At 63.1% G+C, this 26,871-nt stretch carries 28 protein-coding genes; 14 read left to right on the forward strand and 14 right to left on the reverse strand.

Translation table 11 applies throughout. The features are described from left to right. Nucleotides 1–161 precede the first annotated feature (161 nt). Together glyA and gcvT are read left to right on the forward strand one after the other, a co-directional pair. Nucleotides 162–1,415, forward strand: coding sequence for a serine hydroxymethyltransferase (gene glyA, locus P3C50_RS17065; protein WP_275546884.1), 1,254 nt, complete (start codon nucleotides 162–164; stop codon nucleotides 1,413–1,415). Nucleotides 1,416–1,484: 69 nt separating this feature from the next. Then, nucleotides 1,485–2,609: a glycine cleavage system aminomethyltransferase GcvT gene (gene gcvT, locus P3C50_RS17070; RefSeq protein WP_275546885.1), complete on the forward strand. Its 1,125-nt coding sequence runs from the start codon at nucleotides 1,485–1,487 to the stop codon at nucleotides 2,607–2,609. 446 nt (nucleotides 2,610–3,055) lie between these two features. Here the strand turns inward: gcvT and P3C50_RS17075 are convergent, their stop codons facing one another. Then, the gene (locus P3C50_RS17075) at nucleotides 3,056–3,634 is read right to left on the reverse strand and encodes an NADPH-dependent FMN reductase (protein WP_275546886.1); all 579 of its coding nucleotides are present in this window, start codon (nucleotides 3,632–3,634) and stop codon (nucleotides 3,056–3,058) included. A 78-nt stretch (nucleotides 3,635–3,712) separates the two neighbouring features. On the opposite strand from P3C50_RS17075, the gene soxR reads away from it, so the two are divergent. Continuing rightward, nucleotides 3,713–4,171 (forward strand): redox-sensitive transcriptional activator SoxR, encoded by a 459-nt coding sequence (gene soxR, locus P3C50_RS17080; RefSeq protein ID WP_275546887.1) that lies wholly within the window; start codon nucleotides 3,713–3,715, stop codon nucleotides 4,169–4,171. Here soxR and P3C50_RS17085 read toward each other — a convergent pair. Continuing rightward, a complete protein-coding gene (locus P3C50_RS17085; RefSeq protein WP_275546888.1) occupies nucleotides 4,168–4,521 on the reverse strand; it encodes a 5-carboxymethyl-2-hydroxymuconate Delta-isomerase in 354 nt (117 codons plus the stop codon). The genes soxR and P3C50_RS17085 overlap by 4 nt on opposite strands. A 484-nt stretch (nucleotides 4,522–5,005) precedes the next feature. Here P3C50_RS17085 and P3C50_RS17090 point away from each other — a divergent pair, with 484 nt between their 5' ends. Further along, nucleotides 5,006–6,265 carry an OprD family porin gene (locus P3C50_RS17090; RefSeq protein ID WP_197855215.1) on the forward strand — a complete coding sequence of 420 codons (1,260 nt, stop codon included), beginning with the start codon at nucleotides 5,006–5,008 and terminating at the stop codon, nucleotides 6,263–6,265. Between the two features lie 140 nt (nucleotides 6,266–6,405). On the opposite strand, the gene P3C50_RS17095 is transcribed toward P3C50_RS17090, so the two are convergent. Beyond that, a complete protein-coding gene (locus P3C50_RS17095; protein ID WP_275546889.1) occupies nucleotides 6,406–7,533 on the reverse strand; it encodes a M14 family metallopeptidase in 1,128 nt (375 codons plus the stop codon). 151 nt (nucleotides 7,534–7,684) lie between these two features. Here P3C50_RS17095 and P3C50_RS17100 point away from each other — a divergent pair, with 151 nt between their 5' ends. Further along, nucleotides 7,685–8,221 carry a tetratricopeptide repeat protein gene (locus P3C50_RS17100; protein WP_275546890.1) on the forward strand — a complete coding sequence of 179 codons (537 nt, stop codon included), beginning with the start codon at nucleotides 7,685–7,687 and terminating at the stop codon, nucleotides 8,219–8,221. 15 nt (nucleotides 8,222–8,236) lie between these two features. Here P3C50_RS17100 and P3C50_RS17105 read toward each other — a convergent pair whose 3' ends face one another. From P3C50_RS17105 to P3C50_RS17120, 4 genes are all read right to left on the reverse strand, one after another. After that, nucleotides 8,237–8,659 (reverse strand): YybH family protein, encoded by a 423-nt coding sequence (locus P3C50_RS17105; RefSeq protein WP_275546891.1) that lies wholly within the window; start codon nucleotides 8,657–8,659, stop codon nucleotides 8,237–8,239. 22 nt (nucleotides 8,660–8,681) lie between these two features. Then, the gene (locus tag P3C50_RS17110) at nucleotides 8,682–9,464 is read right to left on the reverse strand and encodes a DUF899 domain-containing protein (RefSeq protein ID WP_197855211.1); all 783 of its coding nucleotides are present in this window, start codon (nucleotides 9,462–9,464) and stop codon (nucleotides 8,682–8,684) included. A gap of 27 nt (nucleotides 9,465–9,491) precedes the next feature. Next, the gene (locus P3C50_RS17115; protein WP_197855210.1) at nucleotides 9,492–9,854 is read right to left on the reverse strand and encodes a YciI family protein; all 363 of its coding nucleotides are present in this window, start codon (nucleotides 9,852–9,854) and stop codon (nucleotides 9,492–9,494) included. Between the two features lie 135 nt (nucleotides 9,855–9,989). Beyond that, nucleotides 9,990–10,706 carry a UTRA domain-containing protein gene (locus P3C50_RS17120; RefSeq protein ID WP_275546892.1) on the reverse strand — a complete coding sequence of 239 codons (717 nt, stop codon included), beginning with the start codon at nucleotides 10,704–10,706 and terminating at the stop codon, nucleotides 9,990–9,992. A 316-nt stretch (nucleotides 10,707–11,022) separates the two neighbouring features. Between P3C50_RS17120 and P3C50_RS17125 the strand changes: the two genes are divergently transcribed. The 6 genes from P3C50_RS17125 to P3C50_RS17150 all read left to right on the forward strand — a co-directional run bounded on the left by P3C50_RS17125 (nucleotide 11,023) and on the right by P3C50_RS17150 (nucleotide 16,245). Beyond that, on the forward strand, nucleotides 11,023–12,081 hold the full coding sequence (locus P3C50_RS17125; protein WP_275546893.1) for an ABC transporter substrate-binding protein: 1,059 nt from the start codon (nucleotides 11,023–11,025) through the stop codon (nucleotides 12,079–12,081). A 101-nt stretch (nucleotides 12,082–12,182) separates the two neighbouring features. Continuing rightward, nucleotides 12,183–12,989: an alkaline phosphatase family protein gene (locus P3C50_RS17130; protein ID WP_275546894.1), complete on the forward strand. Its 807-nt coding sequence runs from the start codon at nucleotides 12,183–12,185 to the stop codon at nucleotides 12,987–12,989. Further along, nucleotides 12,986–13,828, forward strand: coding sequence for an ABC transporter permease (locus tag P3C50_RS17135; RefSeq protein ID WP_197855206.1), 843 nt, complete (start codon nucleotides 12,986–12,988; stop codon nucleotides 13,826–13,828). Before P3C50_RS17130 ends, P3C50_RS17135 begins: the two co-directional genes overlap by 4 nt. Next, a complete protein-coding gene (locus tag P3C50_RS17140) occupies nucleotides 13,815–14,609 on the forward strand; it encodes an ABC transporter permease (protein ID WP_275546895.1) in 795 nt (264 codons plus the stop codon). Before P3C50_RS17135 ends, P3C50_RS17140 begins: the two co-directional genes overlap by 14 nt. After that, the gene (locus P3C50_RS17145; protein ID WP_275546896.1) at nucleotides 14,606–15,592 is read left to right on the forward strand and encodes an ABC transporter ATP-binding protein; all 987 of its coding nucleotides are present in this window, start codon (nucleotides 14,606–14,608) and stop codon (nucleotides 15,590–15,592) included. The genes P3C50_RS17140 and P3C50_RS17145 overlap by 4 nt, the downstream gene beginning before the upstream one ends. After that, complete coding sequence (locus P3C50_RS17150) at nucleotides 15,592–16,245, forward strand: HAD family hydrolase (protein ID WP_275546897.1); 654 nt, start codon at nucleotides 15,592–15,594, stop codon at nucleotides 16,243–16,245. Before P3C50_RS17145 ends, P3C50_RS17150 begins: the two co-directional genes overlap by 1 nt. An 8-nt stretch (nucleotides 16,246–16,253) precedes the next feature. On the opposite strand, the gene P3C50_RS17155 is transcribed toward P3C50_RS17150, so the two are convergent. Next, on the reverse strand, nucleotides 16,254–17,108 hold the full coding sequence (locus P3C50_RS17155) for a LysR substrate-binding domain-containing protein (protein ID WP_343252403.1): 855 nt from the start codon (nucleotides 17,106–17,108) through the stop codon (nucleotides 16,254–16,256). Between the two features lie 142 nt (nucleotides 17,109–17,250). Between P3C50_RS17155 and P3C50_RS17160 the strand changes: the two genes are divergently transcribed. Continuing rightward, nucleotides 17,251–18,093, forward strand: coding sequence for a bifunctional allantoicase/(S)-ureidoglycine aminohydrolase (locus P3C50_RS17160; protein ID WP_197855202.1), 843 nt, complete (start codon nucleotides 17,251–17,253; stop codon nucleotides 18,091–18,093). Between the two features lie 144 nt (nucleotides 18,094–18,237). Here the strand turns inward: P3C50_RS17160 and ahpF are convergent, their stop codons facing one another. The 3 genes from ahpF to P3C50_RS17175 form a co-directional block, all read right to left on the reverse strand. Continuing rightward, on the reverse strand, nucleotides 18,238–19,794 hold the full coding sequence (ahpF, locus tag P3C50_RS17165; RefSeq protein WP_275546898.1) for an alkyl hydroperoxide reductase subunit F: 1,557 nt from the start codon (nucleotides 19,792–19,794) through the stop codon (nucleotides 18,238–18,240). Nucleotides 19,795–19,944: 150 nt separating this feature from the next. Further along, complete coding sequence (ahpC, locus tag P3C50_RS17170) at nucleotides 19,945–20,508, reverse strand: alkyl hydroperoxide reductase subunit C (RefSeq protein ID WP_197855200.1); 564 nt, start codon at nucleotides 20,506–20,508, stop codon at nucleotides 19,945–19,947. Between the two features lie 154 nt (nucleotides 20,509–20,662). Next, entirely contained in the window at nucleotides 20,663–21,625 is a 963-nt protein-coding gene (locus P3C50_RS17175; RefSeq protein WP_275546899.1) for a zinc-binding dehydrogenase, read from the reverse strand. Between the two features lie 128 nt (nucleotides 21,626–21,753). Between P3C50_RS17175 and P3C50_RS17180 the strand changes: the two genes are divergently transcribed. Continuing rightward, complete coding sequence (locus P3C50_RS17180) at nucleotides 21,754–23,835, forward strand: carboxy terminal-processing peptidase (protein WP_197855197.1); 2,082 nt, start codon at nucleotides 21,754–21,756, stop codon at nucleotides 23,833–23,835. 100 nt (nucleotides 23,836–23,935) lie between these two features. After that, nucleotides 23,936–25,690: a bifunctional diguanylate cyclase/phosphodiesterase gene (locus P3C50_RS17185; protein ID WP_275546900.1), complete on the forward strand. Its 1,755-nt coding sequence runs from the start codon at nucleotides 23,936–23,938 to the stop codon at nucleotides 25,688–25,690. Here the strand turns inward: P3C50_RS17185 and P3C50_RS17190 are convergent. From P3C50_RS17190 to P3C50_RS17200, 3 genes are read right to left on the reverse strand one after another with little or no spacing between them, the layout of a single operon-like run. After that, nucleotides 25,679–26,164 carry a sel1 repeat family protein gene (locus P3C50_RS17190; RefSeq protein ID WP_275546901.1) on the reverse strand — a complete coding sequence of 162 codons (486 nt, stop codon included), beginning with the start codon at nucleotides 26,162–26,164 and terminating at the stop codon, nucleotides 25,679–25,681. The genes P3C50_RS17185 and P3C50_RS17190 overlap by 12 nt on opposite strands. Continuing rightward, on the reverse strand, nucleotides 26,157–26,522 hold the full coding sequence (locus tag P3C50_RS17195) for a hypothetical protein (protein WP_197855193.1): 366 nt from the start codon (nucleotides 26,520–26,522) through the stop codon (nucleotides 26,157–26,159). The genes P3C50_RS17190 and P3C50_RS17195 overlap by 8 nt, the downstream gene beginning before the upstream one ends. Beyond that, nucleotides 26,519–26,842 (reverse strand): helix-turn-helix domain-containing protein, encoded by a 324-nt coding sequence (locus tag P3C50_RS17200; RefSeq protein WP_275546902.1) that lies wholly within the window; start codon nucleotides 26,840–26,842, stop codon nucleotides 26,519–26,521. The genes P3C50_RS17195 and P3C50_RS17200 overlap by 4 nt, the downstream gene beginning before the upstream one ends. Between the last annotated feature and the right edge of the window lie 29 nt (nucleotides 26,843–26,871).

A 26,871-nucleotide genomic window follows, 5' to 3' on the forward strand; every position in this document is an offset into this window, starting at 1 on the left:
CCGGGGGAGAGGGTAAAGCGGTTGTCTACGCAGCCCCCTCTCCCTAACCCTCTCCCCGAGGGGAGAGGGGACGGTTCAGTGGCTAGTCTCCCCTATTTTCGGCTCCCCTCACCGGGGCGGGCCTGTTTCATCCCGAGAAAAACGATAAAGAGCGCCTCACCATGTTCAGCAAGCACGACCAACTGCAGGGCTATGACGATGCCCTGCTCGCGGCGATCCAGGCCGAGGAAAAACGCCAGGAAGACCATATCGAGCTGATCGCCTCGGAGAACTACTGCAGCCAGCGCGTGATGCAAGCGCAAGGCAGCGGCCTGACCAACAAGTACGCCGAAGGCTATCCGGGCAAGCGCTACTACGGTGGTTGCGAGCATGTGGACAAGGTCGAGGCACTGGCCATCGAGCGCGCCAAGCAGCTGTTCGGCGCCGACTACGCCAACGTCCAGCCGCACTCCGGCTCTTCGGCCAACAGCGCCGTGTACCTCGCACTGCTGAGCGCGGGCGATACCATCCTCGGCATGAGCCTGGCCCATGGCGGCCACCTGACCCACGGCGCCAAGGTGTCGTCCTCGGGCAAGCTGTACAACGCGGTGCAGTACGGCATCGATGAGAACGGCCTGATCGATTACGACGAAGTCGAGCGCCTGGCAGTCGAGCACAAGCCGAAGATGATCGTCGCCGGTTTCTCGGCCTACTCGCGCGTGCTGGACTTCCCGCGTTTCCGCGCCATCGCCGACAAGGTCGGTGCGCTGCTGTTCGTCGACATGGCCCACGTCGCGGGCCTGGTCGCCGCTGGCCTGTACCCGAACCCGGTGCCGTTCGCCGACGTGGTTACCACCACCACGCACAAGACCCTGCGTGGCCCGCGTGGCGGTCTGATCCTGGCCAAGGCCAATGAAGAGATCGAGAAGAAGCTCAACTCCGCCGTATTCCCCGGCGCCCAGGGCGGCCCGCTGATGCACGTCATCGCGGCCAAGGCGGTGTGCTTCAAGGAAGCACTGGAGCCGGGCTTCAAGACCTACCAGCAGCAGGTGATCGACAACGCCCGCGCCATGGCCGAGGTATTCGTCGAGCGCGGTTATGACGTGGTCTCCGGCGGCACCGACAACCACCTGATGCTGATCAGCCTGGTCAAGCAGGGCCTGACCGGCAAGGCGGCCGACGCGGCGCTGGGCGATGCCCACATCACGGTGAACAAGAACGCCGTGCCGAACGACCCGCAGTCGCCGTTCGTCACTTCCGGCATACGTATTGGCACCCCGGCGGTGACCACTCGCGGCTTCAAGGAAGGCGAATGCCGCACCCTGGCCGGCTGGATCTGCGACATCCTCGACGACTTGGAAAACCCAGCCGTGATCGAGCGTGTGCGCGGCCAGGTCGCCGACCTGTGCACCACCTTCCCGGTCTACGCTGACTGACACCCGACTTACCACGGGCCGCGCGGCGGCCCCAACCGGTGCGCACAGCGCACCCAACAGGAAATCGACATGACCACTGAAACTCTCGCCAAGACTCCGCTGCACGCCCTGCACCTCGAACTCGGCGCACGCATGGTGCCCTTCGCCGGCTATGACATGCCCGTGCAGTACCCGCTGGGTGTGATGAAGGAACACCTGCACACCCGTGAGGCCGCCGGCCTGTTCGACGTCTCGCACATGGGCCAGATCCTGCTGCGTGGCGAGAACGCCGCGCGTGCCCTGGAAACCCTGGTGCCGGTGGACATCATCGACCTGCCGGTGGGTACACAGCGCTACGCCATGTTCACCGACGCCCAGGGCGGCATCCTCGACGATCTGATGGTCGCCAACCTTGGTGACGACACCCTGTACCTAGTGGTCAACGCCGCCTGCAAGGATCAGGACCTAGCCCATCTGAAGAAGCACATCGGCGAGCAGTGCCAGATCGAGTGCCTGTTCGAGGAGCGCGCCCTGCTCGCCCTGCAAGGCCCGAAAGCGGTCGACGTGCTGGCCCGCCTGGCGCCGGAAGTGAGCAAGATGACCTTCATGCAGGTGGCCCGCGTACGCCTGCTGGGCAGCGAATGCATCGTCAGCCGCAGCGGCTATACCGGCGAAGACGGTTTCGAGATTTCCGTCGTCGTCGACCAAGCCGAAGCCCTGGCTCGCAGCCTGCTGGCCGAAGCCGAAGTCGAGGCCATCGGCCTCGGCGCGCGTGACTCGCTGCGCCTGGAAGCCGGCCTATGCCTGTACGGCCACGACATGAGCAGCGCCACCACGCCGATCGAGGCCAGCCTGCTGTGGGCCGTCTCCAAGGTGCGCCGCGCTGATGGCGAGCGTGCCGGCAACTTCCCGGGCGCCGAGCGCGTGTTCGAGCAACAGCAGAAAGGCGTGGCCCGCAAGCGCGTCGGCCTGCTGCCGCAGGAACGCGTACCGGTGCGTGAAGGTGCGGAAATCGTCGATGCCGACGGCACCGTGATCGGCCAGGTATGCAGCGGCGGCTTCGGCCCGACCCTCGGCGCACCGGTGGCTATGGGTTACGTCAATGCCAGCCACACCGCCATCGACAGCGATGTCTGGGCCGTGGTGCGCGGCAAGCGCGTTGCGATGAAAGTGGCCAAGACCCCGTTCGTGCCGCAGCGCTACTACCGCGGCTGATTCGCGGCGCAGCCTGGCTGCCCGCTCCCCTCTCCCATGTATGGGAAAGGGGTTGAGGGCAAGGTGCGTAGGGCGGGTGAAACCCGCCGCGCGATCTGGCGGGTTGACCCGCCCTACAGGCTGAAGCCCTTCCGACAGATGCAGCCATTCGCGGACAAGTCCGCTCCCACAGAAGCAGCGAGATAGAGTGGCTGGATTTGGGGGAGCGGACTTGTCCGCGAAAGCTTCGTAGCCCGGATGCAATCCGGGGATGCCCTCAAAAGCTCCCGGATTGCATCCGGGCTACGTTGTTATTACCCCCTGATTCGCTCGTATGACACACGCTCGCTTCCGGCACGCAGCGTCTGTGCCCCGCTGCTCCACTTCGTAGGGCGGGTGAAGTCCGCCACATTGCTCTAGCGGGTTGCACCCGCCCTACGAGTAGCCATCCGCGCTACGTCGCGCTATTACCCCCTGATCCGCTCGTAAGGCACCCGCTCGCGGCCGGCACGCAGCGTCTGTGCCCACCAGTTAAGTTGCACCAACGTATGCGCCAGCGCCGAGTTGGCTCGCCGTGGCTCGCTCAACCGCCCCTGATCGTCGAACTGTTCCCAGGCATTGGTGAAGCTCACCGAGCCGCGCACCGTCATGCCATGCAACTCCGCCAGCACCTGGCGCAATTGCTCTACCGCACGCAGCCCGCCGGACACTCCGCCATAACTGACGAACCCCACCGGCCGTGCTTCCCAGGATGCCGGCACCTCGTCGATGAATTGCTTGAGCGCCGCCGGATAGCCGTGGTTGTACTCCGGGGTGACGATCAGAAAGGCATCGGCGCGCAGCAGATGCTGCAGCGACTGATGGCGTTGCTCGGCAACCGCCTGCGCTTCACCTGGCTGGCGGAACATCACGGCCGGATCGACCAGGCTCAAGTCAAATTCGCTGCGCTGCTCGATCTGCTCACGCGCCCAGGCCACCACCTGGTCGCAGAAGCGCTCTTCACGCACGCTGCCGTAAATCAGTACCAGACGAATGCGGTCCTGCATGGAAATGCCCTCGGGGTTGTCTATCAAGGCCTGCGAGGGTAAAACCTCAACTTAACTTGAGGTCAACAGGAATTTGTCATGGACATGCATCGCGCCTTCCACGAACGCCCGCTGAGCGTCGGCCAGGTTGCCGAGCGCAGCGGCGTGGCGATTTCCACGCTGCATTTCTACGAAACCAAGGGCTTGATCCAGAGCCAGCGCAATGCCGGCAATCAGCGGCGTTATCGGCGTGATGTGCTGCGCCGCGTGGCGATCATCAAGGTGGCACAGCGCCTGGGCATTCCGCTGGCCGATATTGCTGCCGCGCTGGCCACTCTGCCCTGCGATCACATGCCCACGGCCGCGGACTGGCAACAACTGTCGGCACAATGGCAACGTGACCTGGATGCCCGCATCGAACAGATGACACAGCTGCGCGACCAGCTCACCGGCTGCATCGGTTGCGGTTGCCTGTCGATGCAGGACTGCCCATTGCGCAACCCCGGGGACGAACTTGGCGCGCAGGGCGCTGGCGCACGCCTGCTGGAGACGGATTAATCGTCCAGGCAGTTGCGCCGATTGCTGAATACCTCGCGCCGGATGTCGCGCACATCCAGGGAAATCGCCGGCACCTGCGGCAGGCGTTGCACCAGTGCGCGTACGATACGCCGCGACAGCGCCCGTTTGTCGTCATCGTTGCGGCCAGCCAGCACGTAGAAGATCAGGTGCACAAACGGGCCCGGCTCGCCACCGACGCAGTGATGCTCGTACAGGCTCAGGCGCACCTTGACCTCACCGGGTTGGAACAGACCACTGTCGGCCGTCTGGTCATGCACCAGTTGCACCAGCTCCTGAGGCGCAATCAGCTCACTCACCTCGCGTGCAGCTTCGATCAGGCAATGCGGCATGGATAAGTCCTTGGTGTAAGTAAATTTGTCATACGTTATCACACAACAAAAGCACCACCCTGCCGCTGTCTTTTCCCGCGTTCCTATCGGCCATGAGCGTTCCTCATGGCGTTTATACTGGGCACCGACGACGTAGACCACTCAGACTTTCGTCTGCCATACATTGACAAGCGATAAAAATGCTGTCGATAATCCATCCAGTTGTATGACGACTTATGACAAAGATAAAAACAAGAATCAGGGCCAGAACATGACTATCCTCGCCTCTTTCTCAGCGCAGCAGCTCCTCGCCTGCTCAGCATTCATCGCCACCAGATGCCATAAACCCGGATTCGCCGGAGGCTGACACCAGCCACCAGCAATGACCGGCCGCGTTCGGCCGGCCGCTCGCCCTCTACAGGGGCAAACACAGCATTCCCCTTCATGCAGGCCCTGAGCAGGCCAGCAGGGGATGGTTCGTTCAAAAACTGGGAGCACAACAATAATGACCGCACGCAACATCATTCCATTGGCCCTGCTTGGCAGCACGGCTCTGGCCCTGGTTATGCCGACTGCCACGCACGCTGCCGGCTTTGTCGAAGACGCCAAGGTCACCCTCGGCCTGCGCAACTACTACTTCAACCGCAACTACCTCAACGGCACCGACCCCTTGATCCGCGGGGAGCGCCAGGGCCAGGCCGAAGGCTGGACCCAGAGCTTCATCCTCGATGCCCGCTCCGGCTACACCCAGGGCACCGTCGGCTTCGGTCTCGATGTGCTCGGTCTGTACAGCGTCAAGCTGGACGGCAACCGTGGCGCCGCCAACACCCAGCTGATGCCGATCCACGATGACGGCCAGGCCGCTGATGACTTCGGCCGCACTGCCGTAGCCGCCAAGGCCAAGATTTCCAAGACCGAACTGAAGGTCGGTGAGTGGTTCGCCGTGCTGCCGATCCTGCGTGCTGATGACGGTCGCTCGCTGCCGCAAACCTTCCAGGGCGCGCAGCTCACCTCCGGCGAAATCGACGGCCTCACCCTGTACGGCGGCCAGTTCTGGAAGAACAGCCAGCGCCACGACGCCAGCCGTGAGGACATGACGTTCAACGGTGTGGATGGCGATGACTTCAACTTCGGCGGCGGTGAATACCGCTTCAACGGCAACAGCACCATGGTCGGCGTCTGGCACGCCCGCCTGGAAGATGTGTACAAGCAGAGCTTCGTACAGTTGACCCACAGCCAGCCGGTCGGTGACTGGGTGCTGGGCGCCAACCTCGGCTATTTCAACGGAAAGGACGAAGGCGCGGCCAAGGCCGGCGACCTGGACAACAAGGTGTATCAGGGCGCGCTGTCGGCCAAGAGGGGCAACAACACCTTCCAGGTCACCTACCAGCGTCTGAGCGGCGATACCAAGTTCCTGCGCATCGACGGCGCCAGCGGCGGCTCACTGGTCAACGATGGCTTCCTGTCCGCTTTCGACAGTCCGGAAGAGCGTTCCTGGCAGGTTCGTCACGACTACAACTTCGCCGGCATGGGCATTCCAGGCCTGACCCTGATGAACCGCTACACCAGCGGCTCCAATATCCATGCTGGCGGCCGTACCGATGCCGAAGAGTGGAGCCGTGAGACCGAGCTGGCCTACACCATTCAGGAAGGCACGCTGAAGAACCTGAACGTGCGCTGGCGTAACTCCGACGTCCGCCGCGACGTTGGCCAGGATCTGCACGAGAACCGTCTGATCATCAACTATCCGCTGTCGATTCTGTAATACCGGACGCTTCACTACGTCCTATTGACTCCTGTGTGTTAACGGCACTTTAGGCCCGTCCTCGTGACGGGCTTTTTTTGCCTACGAACCCAACGAGCCACTTCACGGGACGCCAGCATTCGCGCCCGGCACGCCCAGCCTCAGCGCAAGCGCCCGACCATTTGCGCCAGCACCGTCAGCACGTCCTGCCCCAATTTCTGCGAGCGCGCGCCATTCCAGCCGGTGCGTGGCTGCGGGCTGTCGTCGTGGTCCTTGAACGGCATCTCGATGGTGAACGACAGGCAATCGAAGGTTTCGCCCACCGCGTTGCAGGCCAGGGTCAGGTTGGCCTGGCCCGGCTCGTCGCGCGGGTAGCCGAAACGGGTCTGGAACTCAGCGCCGATCCCGACCAGGCGGCTGCGGAAGTCCTCTTCCAATGCAGCCAGGCGCGGGGTGTAGCCGGGATTGCCTTCGCAACCGGCGGTGAACACATGAGGAATTTCCTCATCGCCGTGAATATCGAGGAACAGGTCGACGCCGATGCGCTGCATATGCTGCAGCACGAACAACACTTCCGGGCTGCGCTCGGAGCTGGCCGACTGCCAGGCGCGATTGAGGTCCTGCCCGGCATAGTTGGTACGCAGATGACCACGATAGGCGCCGTCCGGATTCATGTTCGGCACCAGGTAGAATTCGGCCTCACGCAGCAATGCGGCGACCTCGGCATCCTGCGGATTCTGCAGGCGCTCGATCAGCCCTTCCATGAACCACTCGGCCATATGCTCGCCGGGGTGCTGCTGGGCGATGAGCCACAACTTGCGCGGCGCGGCAGCCTGGCCGCCGATACGCAGCAGCTGGATATCGCGCCCCTCCAGGCTTCTGCCACTGGCCACCAGCTCGGCGCCGCGCTCCAGCGCCCTAGCGATCAGCCGTTCGTGTCGCGCTCGCGGGTAAGGTTCGAAGTAGGCGAACCGTACGCTCTTGTGCTCGGCCTGCAGCTCGAATCGCAGTTGCCCGTCCTCGAACCGGGTCGGCACGCGAAACCAGTCCTGCTGATCGTAACTGGCCACGGCCTGGTAACCGTCCCAGGCGCGGTTATAAGCCGATTGCCCGGCATTGGTCAGATTGAAGCCGTAACGCTGGCCAGGCTGCAGGCCATCGACCTGAAAGTGAAACCACTGTAAGTGGTGACTGTTGAGGTCCGGCCGCATGGCCAGCAGCACGCGCTGCGGGTCACTGGTGTCGATGACCTGGATATTGCCGCTGTCGAAATCCGCACTGATCTTCATGGCTGCCTCTTGAGCGAAATCAGCGCTCAGGATTGCAGCTCATCGCGCCAGTGGGAAGTCGGCACTGCACGGAGAGTTCAGAGCGAACTAAGGTGAGCGGGGCAGGCCTAACAGCGACTTGCCTCGTTTTCTCGCCCAGGGAGCCACTGCCATGCCCAGTCCATTCAATCTGTTTCACGCCACAACCGCCCTGCTCGCACTCGTGTTGCTGGCAGGATGCGCCGGGCGTGAGCCTGACGCCGCCAAGCCCGACGACCAGCCGCAGGCCGAACAGCCCATCACCGAGACCGAACAGGATCAGTTGCGCCAAAAGGCCCAACGTGGCGACCTGGACAGCCAGTTCCAGCTCGGCAGCAGCTACTTCGTCGGCCAGCCGGAAAAGAATCTCAAGCAGGCCGAGTACTGGTGGAAGCAGGCCGCCGACAAGGGTCATGCCATGGCTGCAGTAAGCCTGGCCTACCTCTATACCGGGAGGGATGCGCCGGAGTTCGCTAACCAGCGCGACATGCTCAAATACCTCAACCAGTCAGCCGCTGCCGGCAACCCTATGGCCCAGCATGTGTTGGGCAACCTCTATCGCCGCGGCGAAGGTGGTGTGTCGCGCGACCCCGACCAGGCCCAGCGCCTGTACCAGAGTGCCTGTCAGCAGAACTACGAGCCGTCCTGCGCGGCACTGGGGCGTCAGTAAGCCGAACGTTCAACCCTAAGGTTCAAGGTCGAACAGCGCCTTGCCGCTTTCCATATCGCAGGGCGCCGAGAAGTGCTCATGGAAAATCAGCCAGCTGCCGCCTTGGCGGCGCAGGCACTGGGTCACGCGCATCCAGCAGGTTTCCATCTCGCCCTTGTCATTGGTGCCGCCGCAATGCAGCAGGTAGTGGGTCACGCCGAGATCGCCGCTGGCGTTGAAAGTCGGCTCGTGCGGCTCGAACATCCCCGGGCCGCTGCACATCTCCATGCAGGCCTGCCAATGCGCCTGATACGCCGGGCGTCCTTCGAAGCGCAGCGGGCCGACGGCATCGTAGGACACCAGATCCTCCACGTAGTGACTCATGATGCGCGCCACGTCCTTGCTGCGGCAGGCTTCGGTCCAGCTGTTCAGTGCGTCTTGCAGTTCATGCTGACTCATGGGGTTTCTCCTTCGCTAGGGTTCAGGCCTTGTGGCCGCAACAGTCATGGGTGGGCGCCGCCTGCTCGTACTCATCGTGCAGGCGTGTCCAGTTAAGGCCCTTGCCGTCCAGGTCGGGCATGCCGTCCCAGCCTTCGCCACGGCCAAAGGGCGTGAAGTCGAGGAAATGGAAGCTGCTCATCAGGATCTCCACACCTCGGCCATAGGTGGAGTAGGTGTGATAGATGCGCCCACCCTCCCGCAGAAACACACTGACGCCAGGCTGCTCACCCTGCACGTGATAGGTCAGGCCCAGGCGCTCGAGCTCTTCCTTGTCGCGGTAGTTGTACTCGACCGGCGCGACCTGCTCGTCGGTGGTGGCGTGGTAGTCGTAGTTGAAACGGCTGCCGTATGAGCTGTACCAGGGCAGGGTCCAGCCCATACGCCGCTTGAAAGCTTCGAGATCGGCCAGCGGCGCGCGCGAGACCAGCACCAGGTTGGTGTCACGGGCATGCAGGTGGGACTGGTGACCGATGTTGTCCACCAGGCAGGAACAACCGTCGCAACCCTCGCCTCGGTCCATGTGGTACATGAAGTGATAGACGATCAACTGGCTACGCCCGTCGAACAGCGCCTCTAACCCAACCTCGCCGTCTGGGCCATCGAAGCGGTAATCCTCCTCCACCAGCACCATGGGCAAGGCACGGCGGGCACGGTTGAGCGCATCGCGCTGACGGGTCAAGGCCTTTTCCTGCTCGAGCAGGGCCTTGCGCGCGGCCAACCATTGCTCGCGCGTGGCGACTTCAGGGATATAACGACGGTCCATAAGAATTCTCCGATGAACGATGGCGACTCAGCGCTGCGCGGCCGGGTCGATATCCAGTTGGCGAATCGGCCGCACTTCGACGCAGCCGACACGGGCGGCGGGAATGTGCCCGGCGAGCTGGATGGCTTCGTTGAGATCACGCGCCTCGATCAGGTAGAAGCCAGCCAGTTGCTCCTTGGTTTCGGCAAAGGGGCCATCGGTGATCGCCAGCTTGCCGCCACGCATGCGCACCGTGGTGGCGGTCTGTACCGACTGCAGCGCCTCGGCGGCGAGCATGCGCCCGCTTTCCTGCACACGCTGGGCGTAGGCGTGGCATTCGCTGTCATGCGGGCTGTCGGCGGAGCTGTGCAGCTCCTGTTCGCTGGCGTAGACGAGACAAAGGTATTTCATGGCGCGCTCCAGTTCCTTGGGGGTGGATACTGGATAGTCGAACCTAAGGGCGCTATTTCGACATTGGCCGAAAAAAGATCTTCGCAGCCGACGAACGGTCGGACGCGCCTCGTTAGCGAGTTGGCGCGCGGCGCCCTACTCGGGGACTTCGACGCTGACGTGGATGGCGTCGTGGCGCCAGAACTCCAGGTCGCAGTCGATGATGCGCCCGTGCTGGTCGCGATTGACCCGGGTAATGCGCAGCGCCGGGCTGCCAGGCGCGACCTTGAGGCTGGCTGCGGCTTCGGCATGCAACGCAGTGGGCACCATGTCGAAGCGTACTCGGCCGTAGTGGATGCCATATTCGCTGGCGTAGAGATCGGTCAGCGAGCGCGTCAGGTCGAACTCGAGAATGCCGGGGAAGTAAGCCGGGTTGAGGTAGTGCTCGACGTACAGCACCAGGCGTCCGTCGATGCGCCGCGCGCGGCACACCTGATAGACGCTCGACAGTGCGGGCAACTCCAGTATCTCGCAGATTTGCGCCGTGGCGGGCATCAGCCGTGCATTCAGCACCTCGGTAGCCGGCACCCGCCCCTGTTCAGCGACCATGGCGTGGAAGTGGGTGCGAACCAGCGGGTTGTAGGCGACCCGCGTTGGCGAAACGAACCAGCCGCGGCGCTCCTCACGGTAGACCAGCCCCTGCGCCTCCAGCTGGCCAAGCGCCTCGCGCAGGGTGATGCGCGTGGTGTCGAACAATTCGCTGAGCTTGCGCTCGGCTGGCAATTTGCTGCCGGAGGACAACAGGCCCCGGTCGATCTGCTCCTGCAAGGCGCGGCAGATGACAGTGACGGCCCGTGGCACTTCTTCGCGCATCAACATCTTCCTCTTTGGACTAGTCCAGCCCCATGACAGGGCAAAACTCAATTGCCCAGACGGGTTACAAGACTAGGCAGTCTAGATGACTGATAGATGACAACCAGGCTGCAAGCACGCCGCATGCCACCGGCCTGCGCATTCGCTGCCCGATAAATCAGCCACTTATCCATGGTCTACGCTTGTGAAGCGCACCGGCCAGCCACGCCTAGACATCTGCCAGCTGTGGCCGGACATAAAACTGTCATTGAAGGCGCCTAGATTGGCTCGGGTATTGCTGATCTAGACCAACACTCTCACTGCAAAGGAGTTTCCAATGAAACAACTGCTGCTGGCTTCACTGATGGGCTCGGCCATCGCTCTGGCGACCTCCGCCATGGCCGAAGACACCGACTTGCAGGCACTGGAAAAGGCTGCACGCGCCGAAGGCGCGGTGAATAGCGTGGGGATGCCCGATAGTTGGGCCAACTGGAAAGACACCTGGGCCGACCTGACCAAACTCTACGGCCTCAAGCATCAGGACACCGATATGAGCTCGGCGCAGGAAATCGCCAAGTTCGCCGCCGAGAAGGAAAACGCCACTGCCGATATCGGTGACGTCGGTGCCGCCTTCGGCCCTATCGCCGTGCAGCAGGGCGTGACCCAGCCGTACAAGCCGAGCACTTGGGAGCAGATTCCGGACTGGGCCAAGGACAAGGACGGCCACTGGATGCTGGCCTACACCGGCTCCATCGCCTTCATCGTCAACAAGCAACTGGTCAAGGACATCCCGCGCTCCTGGGCAGACCTCAAGACCGGCACCTACAAGGTGGCTGCCGGTGACGTGAGCACCGCGGCACAAGCCGTGAACGGTGTGCTGGCCGCCGCCATCGCCATGGGCGGCAACGAGAGCAACGTGCAGCCTGCCCTGGATTTCTACGGCGAACTGGCCAAGCAGCGTCGCCTGTCGCTGGCCAACCCGACCATCCAGACCCTGGAAAAAGGTGAAGTGGAAGTCGGCATCGTCTGGGACTTCAACGGCCTGTCCTACCGCGACCAGATCGACCCCGAGCGCTTCGAGGTGCTGATCCCGTCCGACGGCTCGGTGATCTCCGGCTACAGCACCATCATCAACAAATGGGCGAAGAACCCCAACGCCGCCAAGCTGACCCGCGAATACATCCTCAGCGATGCCGGGCAGATCAACCTGGCCAAGGGCAACGCCCGCCCGATCCGCGCCGAGCATATCGAGCTGCCGGCCGAAGTGCAGGCCAAGCTGCTGCCGCAAGAGCAGTACGCCAAGGTCCAGCCGATCAAGGATGCTGCTGCCTGGGAGAACACCTCCAAGATGCTGCCGCGCCTGTGGCAGGAGCACGTGATCATCAATATGAACTGATGCGGCCGCGACACCATTGATCCGTAGCCCGGATGAAATCCGGGGCAATCGCCAAGTGCGCCCCGGATTGCATCCGGGCTACGACCTAACGAGAGAACCCCATGAAGCACAACGTCATCCTGGTGGTACTGGATGGCCTGAGCTATCAGGTGGCCCAGCATGCGCTGGGCCACCTGTTGGCTTACTGCCAGGCCGGGCGCGCCGCGCTGTACAAGCTCGACTGCGCACTGCCGGCACTGTCCCGCCCACTCTACGAATGCATTCTCACCGGCGTCGCCCCCATCGATAGCGGCATCGTGCACAACGATGTGGTGCGCCTGTCGAATCAGCGCAGCGTCTTCCACTACGCCCGTGACGCCGGCCTGACCACTGCTGCTGCGGCCTATCATTGGGTCAGCGAGCTGTACAATCGCGCGCCCTTCCAGGCCGCCCGCGACCGTCATACCAGCGACGAGGCGCTGCCGATCCAACACGGCCATTTCTACTACGCCGATCACTATCCGGACTCACACCTGTTCGCCGATGCCGACAGCCTGCGCCAGCTTCATGCGCCGAACCTGCTGCTGGTGCACCCGATGAACATCGACGACGCCGGCCACAAGCACGGCCTCGACAGCCCGCAATACCGCAACGCCGCGCGCATGGCCGACGTGCTGCTGGCCGAGTACATCCAGACCTGGCTCGACGCCGGTTACCAGATACTGGCGACCGCCGACCACGGCATGAACACCGACCGCAGCCATAACGGTCTGCTGCCGGAAGAACGCGAAGTGCCGCTGATCGTCCTCGGCAGCGCCTTCAGCCTCGATCCGGCAGCCCGCCCGCAGCAGACCGAGCTGTGCGGGACCATCTGCCAATTGCTCGGCGCAGCCCACGACAAACCCTGGTGCAGGGAGCTGCTCGCATGAAGTCGTCCATTTCCAGCAAGGGCTGGGCACTGCTGTGCCTGGTACCCTTCGCCTTGTTCTTCTTCGCCTTTCAGATCGCACCGCTGCTCTGGGTGGCAAGCAACAGCCTGAATACCAGTGAAGGCTGGGGCCTGGGCAATTTCCAGCAGGCCTTCTCCTCGCCGTTCTACCGCCAGGCCATGCGCCACAGCCTGGAGGTCGCCTTCTGGTCGAGCCTGCTGGGTATCGTCATCGCGATCATCGGCAGCTATTCGCTGCGTCAGGTCAGCAGCCGCCTGCGCGATTTCGTCATGGCTTTTTCCAACATGACCAGCAACTTCTCCGGGGTGCCGCTGGCCTTCGCCTTCATCATCCTGCTCGGCTTCAACGGCGCGCTGACCATCCTGCTCAAGCAGATGGGCGTGATCGAGGACTTCAATCTCTACTCCAAGACCGGTTTGATCGTCCTCTACACCTATTTCCAGATTCCCCTCGGCGTGCTGCTGCTCTACCCGGCCTTCGATGCCCTGCGCGAAGACTGGCGCGAATCGGCCGAGCTGCTCGGCGCCAGCAATTGGCAGTTCTGGCGACATATAGGCCTGCCGGTGCTGACCCCGGCGCTGCTTGGCACCTTCGTCATCCTTCTGGCCAATGCCCTCGGCGCCTACGCCACGGTGTATGCGCTGACCACCGGCAACTTCAACATCCTGCCGATCCGTATCGCGGCAATGGTCTCCGGCGACATCTTCCTCGACCCGAACATGGCCAGCGCACTGGCGATGGTGCTGGTCGGCCTGATGACCCTGATCACCATCGTCCACCAATGGCTGCTGCGCCGGAGCTACCATGTCGCCCGCTGAAAAACGCTCGCCGCTGTTCCACCAACTGGTGGTCTACCTGCTGTTTCTGGTCCTGCTGCTGCCACTACTCGGCACGCTGGTTTACTCGCTCTCTACCAGCTGGTCAGCGACCGTCCTGCCCAGCGGCTTCACCTTCAAGTGGTACGTGGCGCTGTGGAGCGATGCGCGCTTTCTCTCCGCCTTCGGTCGCTCGCTGCTGGTGTGCTTTGGCGCCCTGGCACTGGCGCTGGTGTTGATCCTGCCGCTGCTGTTCGTGGTCAACTACCACTTTCCCAAGCTCGATGGCGTGATGAACGTGCTGATCCTGCTGCCGTTCGCCATTCCGCCGGTGGTGTCCTCGGTCGGCCTGATGCAGTTGTTCGCATCCGGCCCGCTGCCGATCCTGGGCACGCCTTGGATCCTCATCGGCTGCTACTTCACCATCGCCCTGCCCTTCATGTACCGGGCGATCACCAACAACCTGCAGGCGATCAACCTGCGCGACCTGATGGACGCTGCTCACCTGCTTGGCGCCAGCACCTGGCGCGCGGCTTTCATGGTGGTGTTGCCCAACCTGCGCAAGGGCCTGATGGTCTCGATATTCCTGTCCTTCAGCTTCCTGTTCGGCGAGTTCGTCTTCGCCAACCTGCTGGTGGGCAGCCGCTACGAGACGCTGCAGGTTTACCTGTACAACATGCGCAACGACAGCGGCCATTTCACCAGCGCTCTGGTGATTTCCTACTTCATGTTCGTGCTGCTGATGACCTGGGCAGCCAACCGTCTGAACAAGGACAAGTCATGAGTTTTCTGCACATTCAGAACCTGCACAAAAGCTACGGCCCGACGCAGATCTTCACTGACATCAATATCGAGATCGGCCAGGGCCAGTTCATCACCCTGCTCGGCCCATCCGGCTGCGGCAAGTCCACCCTGCTGCGCTGCATCGCGGGCCTGACTGCAGTCGACGGTGGGCAAATCCTCCTCGACGGCCAGGACCTGGTACCCATGCCACCGCAGAAACGCGGCATCGGCATGGTGTTCCAGAGTTATGCGCTGTTCCCCAACATGAGCGTGGCGCAGAACGTCGCCTTCGGCCTGCGCATGCAGAAGGTGCCCGGTGCCGAGGCCAACAAGCGTGTCGCCGAAGCGCTGGAGCTGGTGGAGCTGAGCGACTACGCCGGGCGCTATCCGCACCAGCTTTCCGGCGGTCAGTGTCAACGCGTGGCCCTGGCCCGTTCACTGGTCACCCGGCCGCGTCTGCTGCTCCTCGATGAGCCGTTGTCGGCGCTGGATGCACGTATCCGCAAACATCTACGCGAACAGATTCGCGCGATCCAGCGCGAGCTGGGCCTGACCACCATCTTCGTCACCCACGATCAGGAAGAGGCGCTGGTGTTGTCCGACCGCATCGTGTTGATGAACGGCGGCCAGATCGTCCAGAGCGGCGACGCCGAAACCCTCTACACCGCGCCGGCCGATGCCTTCGCCGCCGGATTCATCGGCAACTACAACCTGCTCGACGCCGATGCTGCCAGCCGCCTGCTGCTGCGCCCGGTGAACAGCCGCGTGGCGATTCGCCCGGAAGCCATCCAGATCGGTGGCCTGGGTATCGACGGCACCATCCTCGGCCACAGCCTGCTCGGCAACGTCGTGCGCTACCGGGTCGAAGCCCGCGGCGTGGAGCTGCTGGTGGACGTGCTCAACCGCTCCGCCGCAGACCTGCATCAGGACGGCCAGAGCGTCAGCCTGGCCATCGGCGCGGATGCGATCCGGGAGGTGGCGTGATGGCCTTGGCGATTTTCGACCTCGACGAGACGCTGATCCACGGCGACTGCGCCAGCCTGTGGACGCAGGAAATGGTCAAGATCGGCTGGGCTGACGGTGAGTCCTTCATCGCCCACGAACAGGAGCTGATGCGCCAATACGCCGCCGGCACTCTGGCCATGGAGGACTACATGACTTTCACCCTGTCACCGCTGGTCGGCCGCACGCCCGAGGAGGTCGCCCATGTGGTCGAGCCCTTCGTCGAGGACGTGATCGAGCCGATCTTCTACAGCGACGCCAGCCGCACCCTGGCCGCGCATCGCGCCGCTGGCGACCGCCTGCTGGTGATCTCGGCCTCGGCGCATTTTCTGGTCAGCGCCATCGCCGAGCGCTTCGGCATCGACGAGGTCTTGGCCATCGACCTGGAGCTGCAGCACGGCTTTTACAGCGGGCGTACTCAAGGCGTGCTGACCTACCGTGAGGGCAAGGTGATCCGCCTGGAAAGCTGGTTGATCGAACAGGGCGAAAGTCTGGCTGGCGCCAGCTTCTATTCCGATTCTCGCAATGATCTGCCGCTGCTGCAGTTGGTGGACAGGCCCTTTACCGTCAATCCTGACCCAACTCTGCGCGCCCATGCCGAAAAGTCCGGCTGGCCGATCCTCAGTTGGCGCTGAACCTCACACTACCGGCTCATGATCCCTTCGCAGGCCTCGATCAACGCCGCCGCCAGTTCCCGTGCATAACCGGGCAACTGGTTGCGCGCATGCAGGGCCACCTCCACCGGCGCAACCGGGGCGAAGCCTTCGGCCTCGCCCAGTTCGCGATGCGCGGACGTGATCAACCGGCGCGGCAACAGGGTCAGGCCCAGGCCACCTTCGGCTGCGGCGCTGACTCCAGGCAAACTGCTGCTGACGTAGGCGATGCGCCAAGGCTTGCCCATGGCATCCAACGCATGGGTCATTTCCAGGCGATACAGGCCGTTGGGCGGGAAAACCGCCAGTGGCACCGGATTGCGCGCCAGCACTGGGCGCGCGCGGCTGTCGAGCCAGGCGACCGGCTCGGCCCAACTGGCAAGGCCCTTGGCACTGCCGGCGCGCTGCTTGATCAGCGCCAGGTCCAGCTCGCCCGCATTGAACGCCCGCCATACGTCATGACTGAGGCCGCTGGTGATCTCCAGGCGAATGCCCGGATGCGCATCGGCAAAATCGGCCAGGTAGGGTGTCAGGCTGTTGGCGGCGAAATCGTCCGGCACGCCGAGGCGTACCTCGCCTTCCACCGCGCTCTGCCCCAAAGCGAGCATCGCCTCGTCCATCAGCGCGACGATGCGGTTGGCATAACCGAGCAGGCGTTCGCCTTCGGTGGTGGTCACCACGTAGCGGCCACTGCGGTCGAGCAGCTCGGCGCCGAGCTGCTCCTCAAGACGCCGCACCTGCTGGCTGACGGTGGACTGCGTCAGATGCAGGCTAGCAGCGGCACGAGTGAAGCCTCCGGTCTGCACCACGGCGAGAAAACTGCGTAACAGCACCGGATCAAGCATCGCGCCACCCATCATGAAATCCACTGACAGGCATTCTACTATTTAATTTCCGAATCCAGCTGCGAATTCCTATAGTGCCTGGGAGTCCTTTTTCGCGCCGGGATCGATCCCAGCGCCATCCACCCGCCGAGGCAATCTCTCGATGAGCAAAACGCCCTACTACTACGCCCCGCATGGCGGTCATCCTGGTCAGGATCAGTTACTGACCGACCGCGCCATGTTCACCGAAGCCTACGCCGTGATTCCCAAGGGCGTGATGCGTGACATCGTCACCAGCCACCTGCCGTTCTGGGACAACATGCGCATGTGGGTCATCGCCCGCCCGCTGACCGGCTTTGCCGAAACCTTCTCGCAGTACATCGTGGAAGTTGGCCCGAACGGCGGCAGCGAGAAACCCGAGCTGGACCCGAGCGCCGAAGGCGTGATCTTCGTCGTCGAAGGCACCTGCGACCTGACTCTGAACGGCACCCAGCACGCCCTGCGTCCGGGCAGCTACGCCTTCATCCCGCCAGAAAGCGATTGGTCGCTGCGCAACAACGGCAGCGAAGCCGTGCGCTTCCACTGGTTGCGCAAGGCCTACCAGCCGGTTGAGGGCGTGCCCTACCCGGAAGCCTTCGTCACCCATGAGCAGGACATCGAGCCGATCGTCATGCCCGGCACCGAAGGCCGCTGGAGCACCACGCGCTTCGTCGAGATCAGCGACATGCGTCATGACATGCACGTCAACATCGTCAACTTCGAACCAGGCGGCGTGATTCCCTTCGCCGAAACCCACGTCATGGAACACGGCCTGTACGTGCTCGAAGGCAAGGCGGTGTATCGCCTGAACCAGGACTGGGTCGAAGTGGAAGCCGGCGACTTCATGTGGCTGCGCGCCTTCTGCCCGCAGGCCTGCTATGCCGGCGGCCCGAGCCGCTTCCGCTACCTGCTGTACAAGGATGTGAACCGTCAGATGCCGCTGACCCTGGGCGGTCTGAAGCGCTAGGTCACTCCTCCCGCGTAGGGCGGGTGTAACCCGCCGGTTCGGCAATGGTGGCGGGTTGCACCCGCCCTACGCGAAAACCTCCGCCCTCGCCCCAATGAAAAAGGCCATCCCCTCGGGGATGGCCTTTTTATTTTAAGACATCGATCAGCTATGGCGGATCAGGTGATCGAAGGCGGACAGCGATGCCTTCGAGCCCTCGCCCATGGCGATGACGATCTGCTTGTACGGCACGGTGGTCACGTCGCCGGCAGCGAACACGCCCGGGATGTTGGTCGCGCCCTTGGCATCGACGACGATCTCACCGAAGCGGCTCAGCTCGACGCTACCCTTGAGCCAGTCGCTGTTGGGCAGCAGACCGATTTGCACGAAGATGCCTTCCAGCTCGACGGTGTGCAGCTCCTCGGTGGTGCGGTCCTTGTAGACCAGGCCGTTGACCTTCTGGCCATCGCCCGTGACCTCGGTGGTCTGCGCGCTCTTGATCACAGTGACGTTCGGCAGGCTGTAGAGCTTCTTCTGCAGTACGGCGTCAGCACGCAGGGTGTCGGCGAATTCCAGCAGGGTCACATGAGCGACCAGGCCGGCCAGGTCGATGGCCGCTTCGACACCGGAGTTACCGCCGCCGATCACCGCCACGCGCTTGCCCTTGAACAGCGGGCCGTCGCAGTGCGGGCAGAAGCACACGCCCTTGGCCTTGTATTCCTGCTCGCCGGGCACGCCCATCTCGCGCCAGCGCGCACCGGTGGAAAGGATGACGGTCTTGGCCTTGAGCGAGGCGCCGTTCTCGAACTGCACTTCGTGCAGGCCACCTTCGCTGCTGGCTGGCACCAGCGCCGACGCACGTTGCAGATTCATCACGTCGACGTCGTATTCCTTGACGTGTTCTTCCAGCGCACGCACCAGTTTCGGACCTTCGGTCTCCTTCACCGAGATGAAGTTCTCGATGGCCATGGTGTCCAGCACCTGACCACCGAAGCGCTCGGCGGCAATGGCGGTGCGGATGCCCTTGCGCGCAGCGTAGATGGCAGCTGCGGCACCGGCCGGGCCACCACCGACCACCAGCACGTCGAAGGCTTCCTTGGCGGTCATCTTCTCGGCATCGCGGTTGGCGGCGCCGGTATCGATCTTGGCGAGGATTTCCTTCACATCCATGCGACCGGAAGCGAAAACCTCACCGTTCAGGTAGATGCTCGGCACGGCCATGATCTGGCGACGCTCGACTTCTTCCTGGAACAGCGCGCCGTCGATGGAGACGTTGCGGATATTGGGGTTGAGCACGGCCATCAGGTTCAGCGCCTGAACCACGTCCGGGCAGTTCTGGCAGGAGAGCGAGAAGTAGGTCTCGAACTCGAACTTGCCTTCGATGCTCTTGATCTGCGCGATGGTGTCGGCGTCCAGCTTGGACGGATGGCCGCCCACCTGCAGCAGCGCCAGCACCAGCGAGGTGAACTCGTGGCCCATGGGGATGCCGGCGAAGGTCAGGCCGATATCCGCGCCGGGGCGCACCAGCGAGAACGACGGTCGGCGGGCATCGCTGCCATTGGTCTTCAGGGTGATCTTGTCGGTCAGGCCGACGATGTCTTGCAGAAGCCCGAGCAGTTCCTGGGATTTTTCGCCGTCATCAAGGGACGCGACGATCTCGAACGGCTGGGTGACCTTTTCCAGGTAGGCCTTCAACTGGGCTTTAAGATTGGCGTCCAACATGGCGGAAATTCCTCAAATACGAAAATTCGGGCAATAAAATGCCCGGACGGATCGCGCCCGGGCATCGGGCACCACAAGGGCCGGTTAATGGCCCAAACAGCGCAGATTCGTTCCTCCCCAACCCGCAAAGGCTGGGAAGGTGTTGGCAGTTTAGATCTTGCCGACCAGGTCCAGCGAAGGAGCCAGAGTCTTCTCGCCTTCTTTCCACTTGGCCGGGCAAACTTCGCCCGGGTGAGCGGCGGTGTACTGGGCAGCTTTCAGCTTGCGCAGGGTCTCGCCGACGTCACGAGCGATTTCGTTGGAGTGGATTTCCAGGGTCTTGATCTGACCTTCCGGGTTGATGATGAAGGTGCCGCGCAGAGCCAGGCCTTCTTCAGCGATGTGCACGCCGAAAGCGTTGGTCAGCTGGTGGGTCGGATCACCGATCAGCGGGAACTGAGCTTTGCCAACGGCCGGCGAAGTTTCGTGCCAGACCTTGTGCGAGAAGTGGGTGTCGGTGGTCACGATGTAGACCTCGGCACCGGCCTTCTGGAACTCGGCGTAGTTGTTGGCGGCGTCTTCGATTTCGGTCGGGCAGTTGAAGGTGAAGGCAGCCGGCATGAAGATCAGCACAGACCACTTGCCCTGCAGGCTCTGATCGGTGACTTCGATGAACTCGCCGTTGTGGAACGCATTGACCTTGAACGGCTGAACCTGAGTATTGATGAGGGACATCTCTGACTCCTTCTGAGTTTTGGGTGAGGGTTGAAAGCTACGGTCGCTATATTAGCCACCTAACAGAAAAAAGCTTATTGATTACGGGCATGATATCGATTGAATGCACCAATCGATGGCTCAGCCCACGCCACATGCGGGCTGCAGCCCTGATTCAGACTAGGCTGGGATCAATCAGCAGTGCAAGTTTACCTGCGACCTGGTTACCAGCGAGCGTCTCGAACGCCGCCTCATGGTCTTGGATCGCAAAACTGCGCTCCAGTTGCGGCTTTAACCGGCCTTCGCCGAACAGCGGCCACACCTGCTGCTGCAGATCGTGCAGTAGATCGGCCTTGAACTGATCGTCGCGGTTGCGCAGGGTCGAACCGGTCAACTGGATGCGCTTGCCCAGCACCTGAGCCAGGTCCAGCTTGGCCTCGCGCCCGCCCATCAGGCCGATGTTGATCCAGCGACCGTCACGCGCCAATAACTCCAGATTAAGCGCCGCATACTGCCCACCGACCGGATCGAGAATCACGTCGAACGGCCCGAAATCACGCAAGGCCTGCAGATCTTCACCACGCAAGGCACCACCCTGCGCACCCAGCGCTTCGCAGTAGGCCAATCGCTCGGCAGAGCCGACGCTGACCCAGCACGGGCTACCGAACGCCTTGCACAGCTGGATGGCAGCCGAACCGACGCCACTGGCGCCAGCATGCAGCAGGACTTTTTCCCCGGGGCGCAGAGCGCCGAGCTGGAACAGATTGAGCCAGGCCGTGGCGTACACCTCCGGCACCACGGCAGCCTCGACCAGAGTCAAACCCTCAGGCACCGGCATGGCGTGGCGTGCATCGAGCACCACTTCCTCGGCCATACCGCCACCGGCGAGCAGGCAGCAAACGCGATCGCCCACCTGCCAGGCGCTGCCAGCACCCACTTCGACAATCACCCCGGAGCACTCCAGGCCCAGCGCCTGGCTAGCACCCGGTGGCGGCGGATAGAGCCCGGCACGCTGCAACAGATCGGCCCGGTTAAGCCCAGCGGCCGCCACCTTCACCCGGATCTGCCCTGCATCACAGCTCTGTGCCGGTTGTTCCAGCCACTCTGCACGCCCTTCGACGCCTTGCAATGCCTTCATGCTGCCTCCATAGTGCAAGTGAACCAAGCCCAGCGCTGACCGCCGGGCTTTCGCCTAGCGCCAACGGAACCTGGCGCCCTCAAATACGGCCTAATATGCGTTATCACCTGCCACTACGTCGAATCAGCATGAAGCGCTCCCTTGCAAGCACCGCCCTCGCCCTCGTTCTCGGCCTCAGTGCCCTGCCGCTGGCGGCCAAGACCACCACAGCGACCAGTTGGGACTACCTGCAACCGGATCGCGAGCAGGTGATCGCCAGCCTCAACGTAGTGGAGCTGTTGCGCCGCCACCACTACAACAAGCCGCCGCTCAATGACGAGCGCTCGGTTCAGATCTACGACAACTACCTGAAGTTGCTCGATCCGTCCCGTAGCTATTTCACTGCGGCCGACATCGCCGAATTCAACCAGTGGCGCACCAAGTTCGATGACCTGCTGAAAAGCGGCGAGCTCGAACCGGGCTTCACCATCTATCGCCGTCACCTTACCCGCCTGGAAGAACGCCTGAACTTCGCCCTGGCCGAGCTGGGCAAAGGCGTCGACAAGATCGATTTCACGGTGGATGAAGAGCTGCAGGTCGACCGCGAGAAAGCTCCTTGGGCCAAGGATCGTGCCGAACTCGACGACCTCTGGCGCAAACGCGTCAAGGACGAAGTGCTGCGCCTGAAGATCGCCGGCAAGGAAACCAAGGACATCCAGGAGCTGCTGACCAAGCGCTACAAGAACCAGTTGGCGCGACTCAAGCAGACCCGCGGCGAGGACGTGTTCCAGGCCTACATCAACGCTTTCGCCACCACCTACGACCCGCACACCACCTATCTGTCGCCGGATAACGCGGAAAACTTCGACATCAACATGAGCCTCTCGCTGGAAGGCATTGGCGCCGTCCTGCAGAGCGACAACGAGCACGTCAAGGTGGTGCGTCTGGTGCCAGCCGGCCCGGCCGAGAAGAGCAAGCAGATCGCACCTGCCGACAAGATCGTCGGCGTCGCCCAGGGCAATGATGAAATGGTCGACGTGATCGGCTGGCGCCTGGACGAAGTGGTCAAGCTGATTCGTGGCCCGAAAGGCTCCACCGTGCGCCTGGAAGTGATTCCGGCCAGCAATGCGCCGAGCGACCAGAGTAGCAAGGTGGTCACCATCACCCGCGAAGCGGTCAAGCTGGAAGAGCAAGCCGCCAAGAAAAAGGTCCTGGAACTCAAGCACGATGGCCGCGATTACAAGCTCGGCGTGATCGAACTGCCGGCCTTTTATCTCGACTTCAAGGCCTTCCGCGCAGGCGACCCGAACTACAAGAGCACCACCCGTGACGTCAAACGCCTGCTCGACGAGCTGCAGGCCGAGAAGGTCGACGGCGTGGTCATCGACCTACGCAATAATGGCGGCGGCTCGCTGCAGGAAGCCACCGAGCTGACCAGCCTGTTCATCGAACAGGGCCCCACCGTACTGGTGCGCAACGCCGACGGTCGCGTCGACGTGCTCGCCGACGAGAACAAGGGCATCTACTACAACGGTCCGCTGGCGGTGCTGGTCAACCGCCTGTCCGCGTCGGCCTCGGAGATCTTCGCCGGCGCCATGCAGGACTATCACCGCGCGCTGATTCTCGGCGGCCAGACCTTCGGCAAGGGCACGGTGCAAACCATTCAGCCGCTCAACCATGGCGAACTGAAACTGACCCTGGCCAAGTTCTATCGCGTCTCCGGCCAGAGCACCCAGCACCAGGGCGTGATTCCCGACATCCTCTACCCGGACGTCATGGACACCAAGGACATCGGCGAAAGCGCCCTGCCCGCCGCACTGCCGTGGGACAGCATCCGTCCGGCGATCAAGCCCGAGCTGGACCCGATCAAGCCGTTCCTGACCGAACTGAAGGCTCGCCATGATCAGCGCACGGCCAAGGACCCGGACTTCGTCTTCACTCGCGACCGCCTTACCCTAGCCAAGAAGCTGATGGAGGAGAAAACCGTCAGCCTCAACGAACAGACCCGACGTGCTCGCCAGGCCGAAGTCGAAGCCAAGCAACTGGCCCTGGAGAACAACCGCCGCCAGGCCAAGGGCGAAGAGCCGCTCAAGGAGCTGGAGAAAGAAGACGAGGACGCGCTGCCGCTTGCTGACGAGAAGAGCACGCCGGAAGACGATGCCTACCTTTCGGAGTCCGGACGCATCCTGCTCGACTACCTGGGGTTGAACCCGTCGCTGGCGCTGCATTGAGGCGATTCTACGAACGTCATCAAATCGTCATCGAACTGTCGTGAAATGCAGGGGCCGGTTAGAAACCGGCCCCTTCGTTTTCCGGCAGATCGAGAACACCATGACCGTCACCGAGCAGTTGAGCGCACTGGGTAACATCCTCGCTCACGGCGACCTCAGCAGCCTGTTCCAACCCATCGTCTCGCTGTCCGAACAGCGCATTCTCGGCTACGAGGCACTGACTCGCGGCCCATCCAACAGTCCACTGCATTCACCATTGACGCTGTTCGCCGTGGCCCGCCACGCAGGCCGCCTGAGCGAACTGGAAATGGCCTGCCGCAAGAGCGCCTGCAAGGGCTTCAGCGCCCTGGGCCTGGACGGCAAGCTGTTTCTCAACGTCTCGCCGGAATCGCTGCTCGACCCCGGTCACCAGCCCGGGCGCACCCTGAAACTGCTGCAGGCATTCGGCATCCCACCAAGCCAGGTGGTGATCGAACTCACCGAGCAGTCGCCCACCGAAGACTTCGCCCTGCTCGACAATGCGCTGCATCACTACCGCGCCATGGGGTTTTCCATCGCCCTGGATGATCTGGGCGCCGGCTATTCGAGCCTGCGCCTGTGGTCGGAGCTGCGCCCGGACTACGTGAAGATCGACCGTCACTTCATCGACGGCATCCACCTCGACACGGTGAAACGCGAGTTCGTCGGCTCCATTTTGAAAATGGCCGAAGCATCACGCGCACAGGTGATAGCCGAGGGCATCGAGCTGCCCGAAGAGCTGGCCGTACTGACGGAAATGGGCGTCGACCTGGTACAGGGCTACCTGCTCAGCAGGCCGCAGGAAAAGCCGCCGCGCGAGGCACGCCAGTTGCTGCCCCAGATCCAGAGCAACCAGGCCAGCCTCAGCGAAGACAGCCATGACCTCAGCGCTCTGCTCAACGATCAGCTCGCAGTCGATCAGCACACGCCCATCGCCGAGGTGCTGGACGTCTTTCGCGCCCAGGCCAACCTCAACTCCCTGGCGGTGCTGGACGCCCAGCGGCAGCCGGTCGGCATCGTCCACCGTCACTCGCTGTCCGAAGCGCTGCTCAAGCCATTCGCCACCGATCTGTTCGCGCGCAAACCCATAAGCCGTCTGATGAGCCAGGACTTTCTCGCCGTGGAGCTGACGCAGTCGTTGCAGAAGGTCAGTCGTCTGCTCACCAGTCGTGCACGCCAGCGCATCGAGGAAGACTTCATCATCATCCAGAACGGCCGCTATCTGGGGCTGGGACGGGTGATCGACGTGCTCAAGCTGATCACCGAGCAGAAACTCCAGCAGGCGCGTCACGCCAACCCGCTGACCCTGCTGCCAGGCAACGTGCCGATCCAGCAATGCCTGAGCCGCTTGCTGCAACAGCAGCGCGAAGCGGCCGTGTGCTATGTCGATATCGATAGTTTCAAGCCGTTCAACGATCTCTACGGCTATGCCAAGGGCGACGAGGTGCTGCTGTGCCTGGCACAGTGCCTGAACGAGCGGGTCGATCCGGCGCGCGACTTCGTCGGCCATATCGGCGGTGACGATTTCATGCTGGTGCTTGGCTCGACCGACTGGCGCGACAAGCTCGGCAAGCTGATCGAGGATTTTCAAAGTCAGTGCCGACGCTTCTATCGCGAGGAGCATCTCCAGGCCGGCTGCTTCATCGCCCACAACCGCCAGGGCCAGCGCCAGGAATATGCGCTGCTGTCGCTTTCGATCGGCGTGGTGCACGTGAGAAAGACGGATTGCGCTCAACTCGATGCCTCGCGCCTGGCCGAACTGGCGTCCGAAGCCAAGCGCCAGGCCAAGGGCGTGCCTGGCTACAGCCTGCACATTCTGGAAGGCTCAGCGGCCTGAGCGGCTAGCCTCGTCCGCCATGGCGGCGTAGCGCTCGGCGGCCTGCGGGTCTGCTTCCAGGCCGGGAGCGCCCTCGCGGTAAAGCTGGCTCAGGCGCCCGCTCGCCAAGGGATGCCCGGCAGTCGCCGCCATTTCCCACCAACGCACGGCCTGCACGGCATCCGGCACTTGCCGGGTGTCGCCCTGCATGGCCTGCACGCCCAGTTGATAGGCGGCCTTGCCGTCTCCACCCTGGGCAGCCAGACGCAGCAGCCGCAGCCCCTCCTCGCGCGCGCCAAGGCCCTGGCCGCGAAATAGCAGGATATGACCATAGAAACTCTGCGCCGCGGTGTCGCCGAGGTTGGCCATACGTCCGTACTGGCCCTGCATCCATTGCCACAGACGCGGTTGACGCAGCGCCGCAGGCCAGTGGAAAAGTCGCCGAGCCAGCCAGTACCCCAGCCGCGCTCGGGCCTGCCAGAGCCACCTAGACATCGGCGGGATACTCGAACTCGAACACCCGCACCACCTCCGCCGCATGCCAGGACGCAGCGGCGACGCCATCGGAGGCCCCATTGAAACGCCCGAGGCGCGTCACGCAATCGAAGAAGCCGGTGCGCGGCAGGCGACTGGCGCCCTGACTGATGACCAGCGCGCTGCGCAGCGGCCGCTCGGCGCGAGCATCCAGTGCAGCGAGGTGCTCCAAAGCGGCGGTCAGGGTTTGCATGGCCGGCGTCGGTAGGTCGAGGCGCTCGATCAGCGCTCGATAAGTCAGGAGGTGGCGCTGACGGCGGGCATCATCCAGCTCGGTCAGCAGTGCCTGCCAGTGTTGACGACTGATGCGTACACTCAAGACCAGCCCTCCAGCCCCAGCTCCCAGGCAAGAGAACGCAGAATCGCGGCATCGGGCTGCCGTTCGCCGCTCTCGATCATGGCCAGATAATGGGGGCTGATACCGACGCTGCGCGCCAGCGCTTCCGGGCTCAGGCCCTTGGCTTCGCGTAGCGCTTGCAACTGCGCGAGAGGCGCGCGATTGGTTGCAGGCACCGGCGAAGGCTCAACGGTCGCGGCAACCTCCTGGCGCCCCGCAGCCTGCAACAGGGCCTGATAATCGGCCCAGGGCAGCACTGCGTATTCCGGTTCGCCGTCACGGGCAATGATTTGCACACTCATGAGTCTCTCCGTTGGAAAGCAGGGCCGAC

It is taken from the genome of Pseudomonas sp. Marseille-Q0931, assembly GCF_940789645.1.
Taxonomy (GTDB): Bacteria; Pseudomonadota; Gammaproteobacteria; order Pseudomonadales; family Pseudomonadaceae; genus Aquipseudomonas.

What these genes read in the sequence shown, in the direction of transcription:
- glyA (WP_275546884.1), top strand. Translation starts at nt 162, where the DNA reads ATGTTCAGCAAGCACGACCAACTGCAGGGCTATGACGATGCCCTGCTC.
- gcvT (WP_275546885.1), top strand. Translation starts at nt 1,485, where the DNA reads ATGACCACTGAAACTCTCGCCAAGACTCCGCTGCACGCCCTGCACCTC.
- P3C50_RS17075 (WP_275546886.1), bottom strand. Translation starts at nt 3,634, where the DNA reads ATGCAGGACCGCATTCGTCTGGTACTGATTTACGGCAGCGTGCGTGAA.
- soxR (WP_275546887.1), top strand. Translation starts at nt 3,713, where the DNA reads ATGGACATGCATCGCGCCTTCCACGAACGCCCGCTGAGCGTCGGCCAG.
- P3C50_RS17085 (WP_275546888.1), bottom strand. Translation starts at nt 4,521, where the DNA reads ATGCCGCATTGCCTGATCGAAGCTGCACGCGAGGTGAGTGAGCTGATT.
- P3C50_RS17090 (WP_197855215.1), top strand. Translation starts at nt 5,006, where the DNA reads ATGACCGCACGCAACATCATTCCATTGGCCCTGCTTGGCAGCACGGCT.
- P3C50_RS17095 (WP_275546889.1), bottom strand. Translation starts at nt 7,533, where the DNA reads ATGAAGATCAGTGCGGATTTCGACAGCGGCAATATCCAGGTCATCGAC.
- P3C50_RS17100 (WP_275546890.1), top strand. Translation starts at nt 7,685, where the DNA reads ATGCCCAGTCCATTCAATCTGTTTCACGCCACAACCGCCCTGCTCGCA.
- P3C50_RS17105 (WP_275546891.1), bottom strand. Translation starts at nt 8,659, where the DNA reads ATGAGTCAGCATGAACTGCAAGACGCACTGAACAGCTGGACCGAAGCC.
- P3C50_RS17110 (WP_197855211.1), bottom strand. Translation starts at nt 9,464, where the DNA reads ATGGACCGTCGTTATATCCCTGAAGTCGCCACGCGCGAGCAATGGTTG.
- P3C50_RS17115 (WP_197855210.1), bottom strand. Translation starts at nt 9,854, where the DNA reads ATGAAATACCTTTGTCTCGTCTACGCCAGCGAACAGGAGCTGCACAGC.
- P3C50_RS17120 (WP_275546892.1), bottom strand. Translation starts at nt 10,706, where the DNA reads ATGCGCGAAGAAGTGCCACGGGCCGTCACTGTCATCTGCCGCGCCTTG.
- P3C50_RS17125 (WP_275546893.1), top strand. Translation starts at nt 11,023, where the DNA reads ATGAAACAACTGCTGCTGGCTTCACTGATGGGCTCGGCCATCGCTCTG.
- P3C50_RS17130 (WP_275546894.1), top strand. Translation starts at nt 12,183, where the DNA reads ATGAAGCACAACGTCATCCTGGTGGTACTGGATGGCCTGAGCTATCAG.
- P3C50_RS17135 (WP_197855206.1), top strand. Translation starts at nt 12,986, where the DNA reads ATGAAGTCGTCCATTTCCAGCAAGGGCTGGGCACTGCTGTGCCTGGTA.
- P3C50_RS17140 (WP_275546895.1), top strand. Translation starts at nt 13,815, where the DNA reads ATGTCGCCCGCTGAAAAACGCTCGCCGCTGTTCCACCAACTGGTGGTC.
- P3C50_RS17145 (WP_275546896.1), top strand. Translation starts at nt 14,606, where the DNA reads ATGAGTTTTCTGCACATTCAGAACCTGCACAAAAGCTACGGCCCGACG.
- P3C50_RS17150 (WP_275546897.1), top strand. Translation starts at nt 15,592, where the DNA reads ATGGCCTTGGCGATTTTCGACCTCGACGAGACGCTGATCCACGGCGAC.
- P3C50_RS17155 (WP_343252403.1), bottom strand. Translation starts at nt 17,108, where the DNA reads ATGCTTGATCCGGTGCTGTTACGCAGTTTTCTCGCCGTGGTGCAGACC.
- P3C50_RS17160 (WP_197855202.1), top strand. Translation starts at nt 17,251, where the DNA reads ATGAGCAAAACGCCCTACTACTACGCCCCGCATGGCGGTCATCCTGGT.
- ahpF (WP_275546898.1), bottom strand. Translation starts at nt 19,794, where the DNA reads ATGTTGGACGCCAATCTTAAAGCCCAGTTGAAGGCCTACCTGGAAAAG.
- ahpC (WP_197855200.1), bottom strand. Translation starts at nt 20,508, where the DNA reads ATGTCCCTCATCAATACTCAGGTTCAGCCGTTCAAGGTCAATGCGTTC.
- P3C50_RS17175 (WP_275546899.1), bottom strand. Translation starts at nt 21,625, where the DNA reads ATGAAGGCATTGCAAGGCGTCGAAGGGCGTGCAGAGTGGCTGGAACAA.
- P3C50_RS17180 (WP_197855197.1), top strand. Translation starts at nt 21,754, where the DNA reads ATGAAGCGCTCCCTTGCAAGCACCGCCCTCGCCCTCGTTCTCGGCCTC.
- P3C50_RS17185 (WP_275546900.1), top strand. Translation starts at nt 23,936, where the DNA reads ATGACCGTCACCGAGCAGTTGAGCGCACTGGGTAACATCCTCGCTCAC.
- P3C50_RS17190 (WP_275546901.1), bottom strand. Translation starts at nt 26,164, where the DNA reads ATGTCTAGGTGGCTCTGGCAGGCCCGAGCGCGGCTGGGGTACTGGCTG.
- P3C50_RS17200 (WP_275546902.1), bottom strand. Translation starts at nt 26,842, where the DNA reads ATGAGTGTGCAAATCATTGCCCGTGACGGCGAACCGGAATACGCAGTG.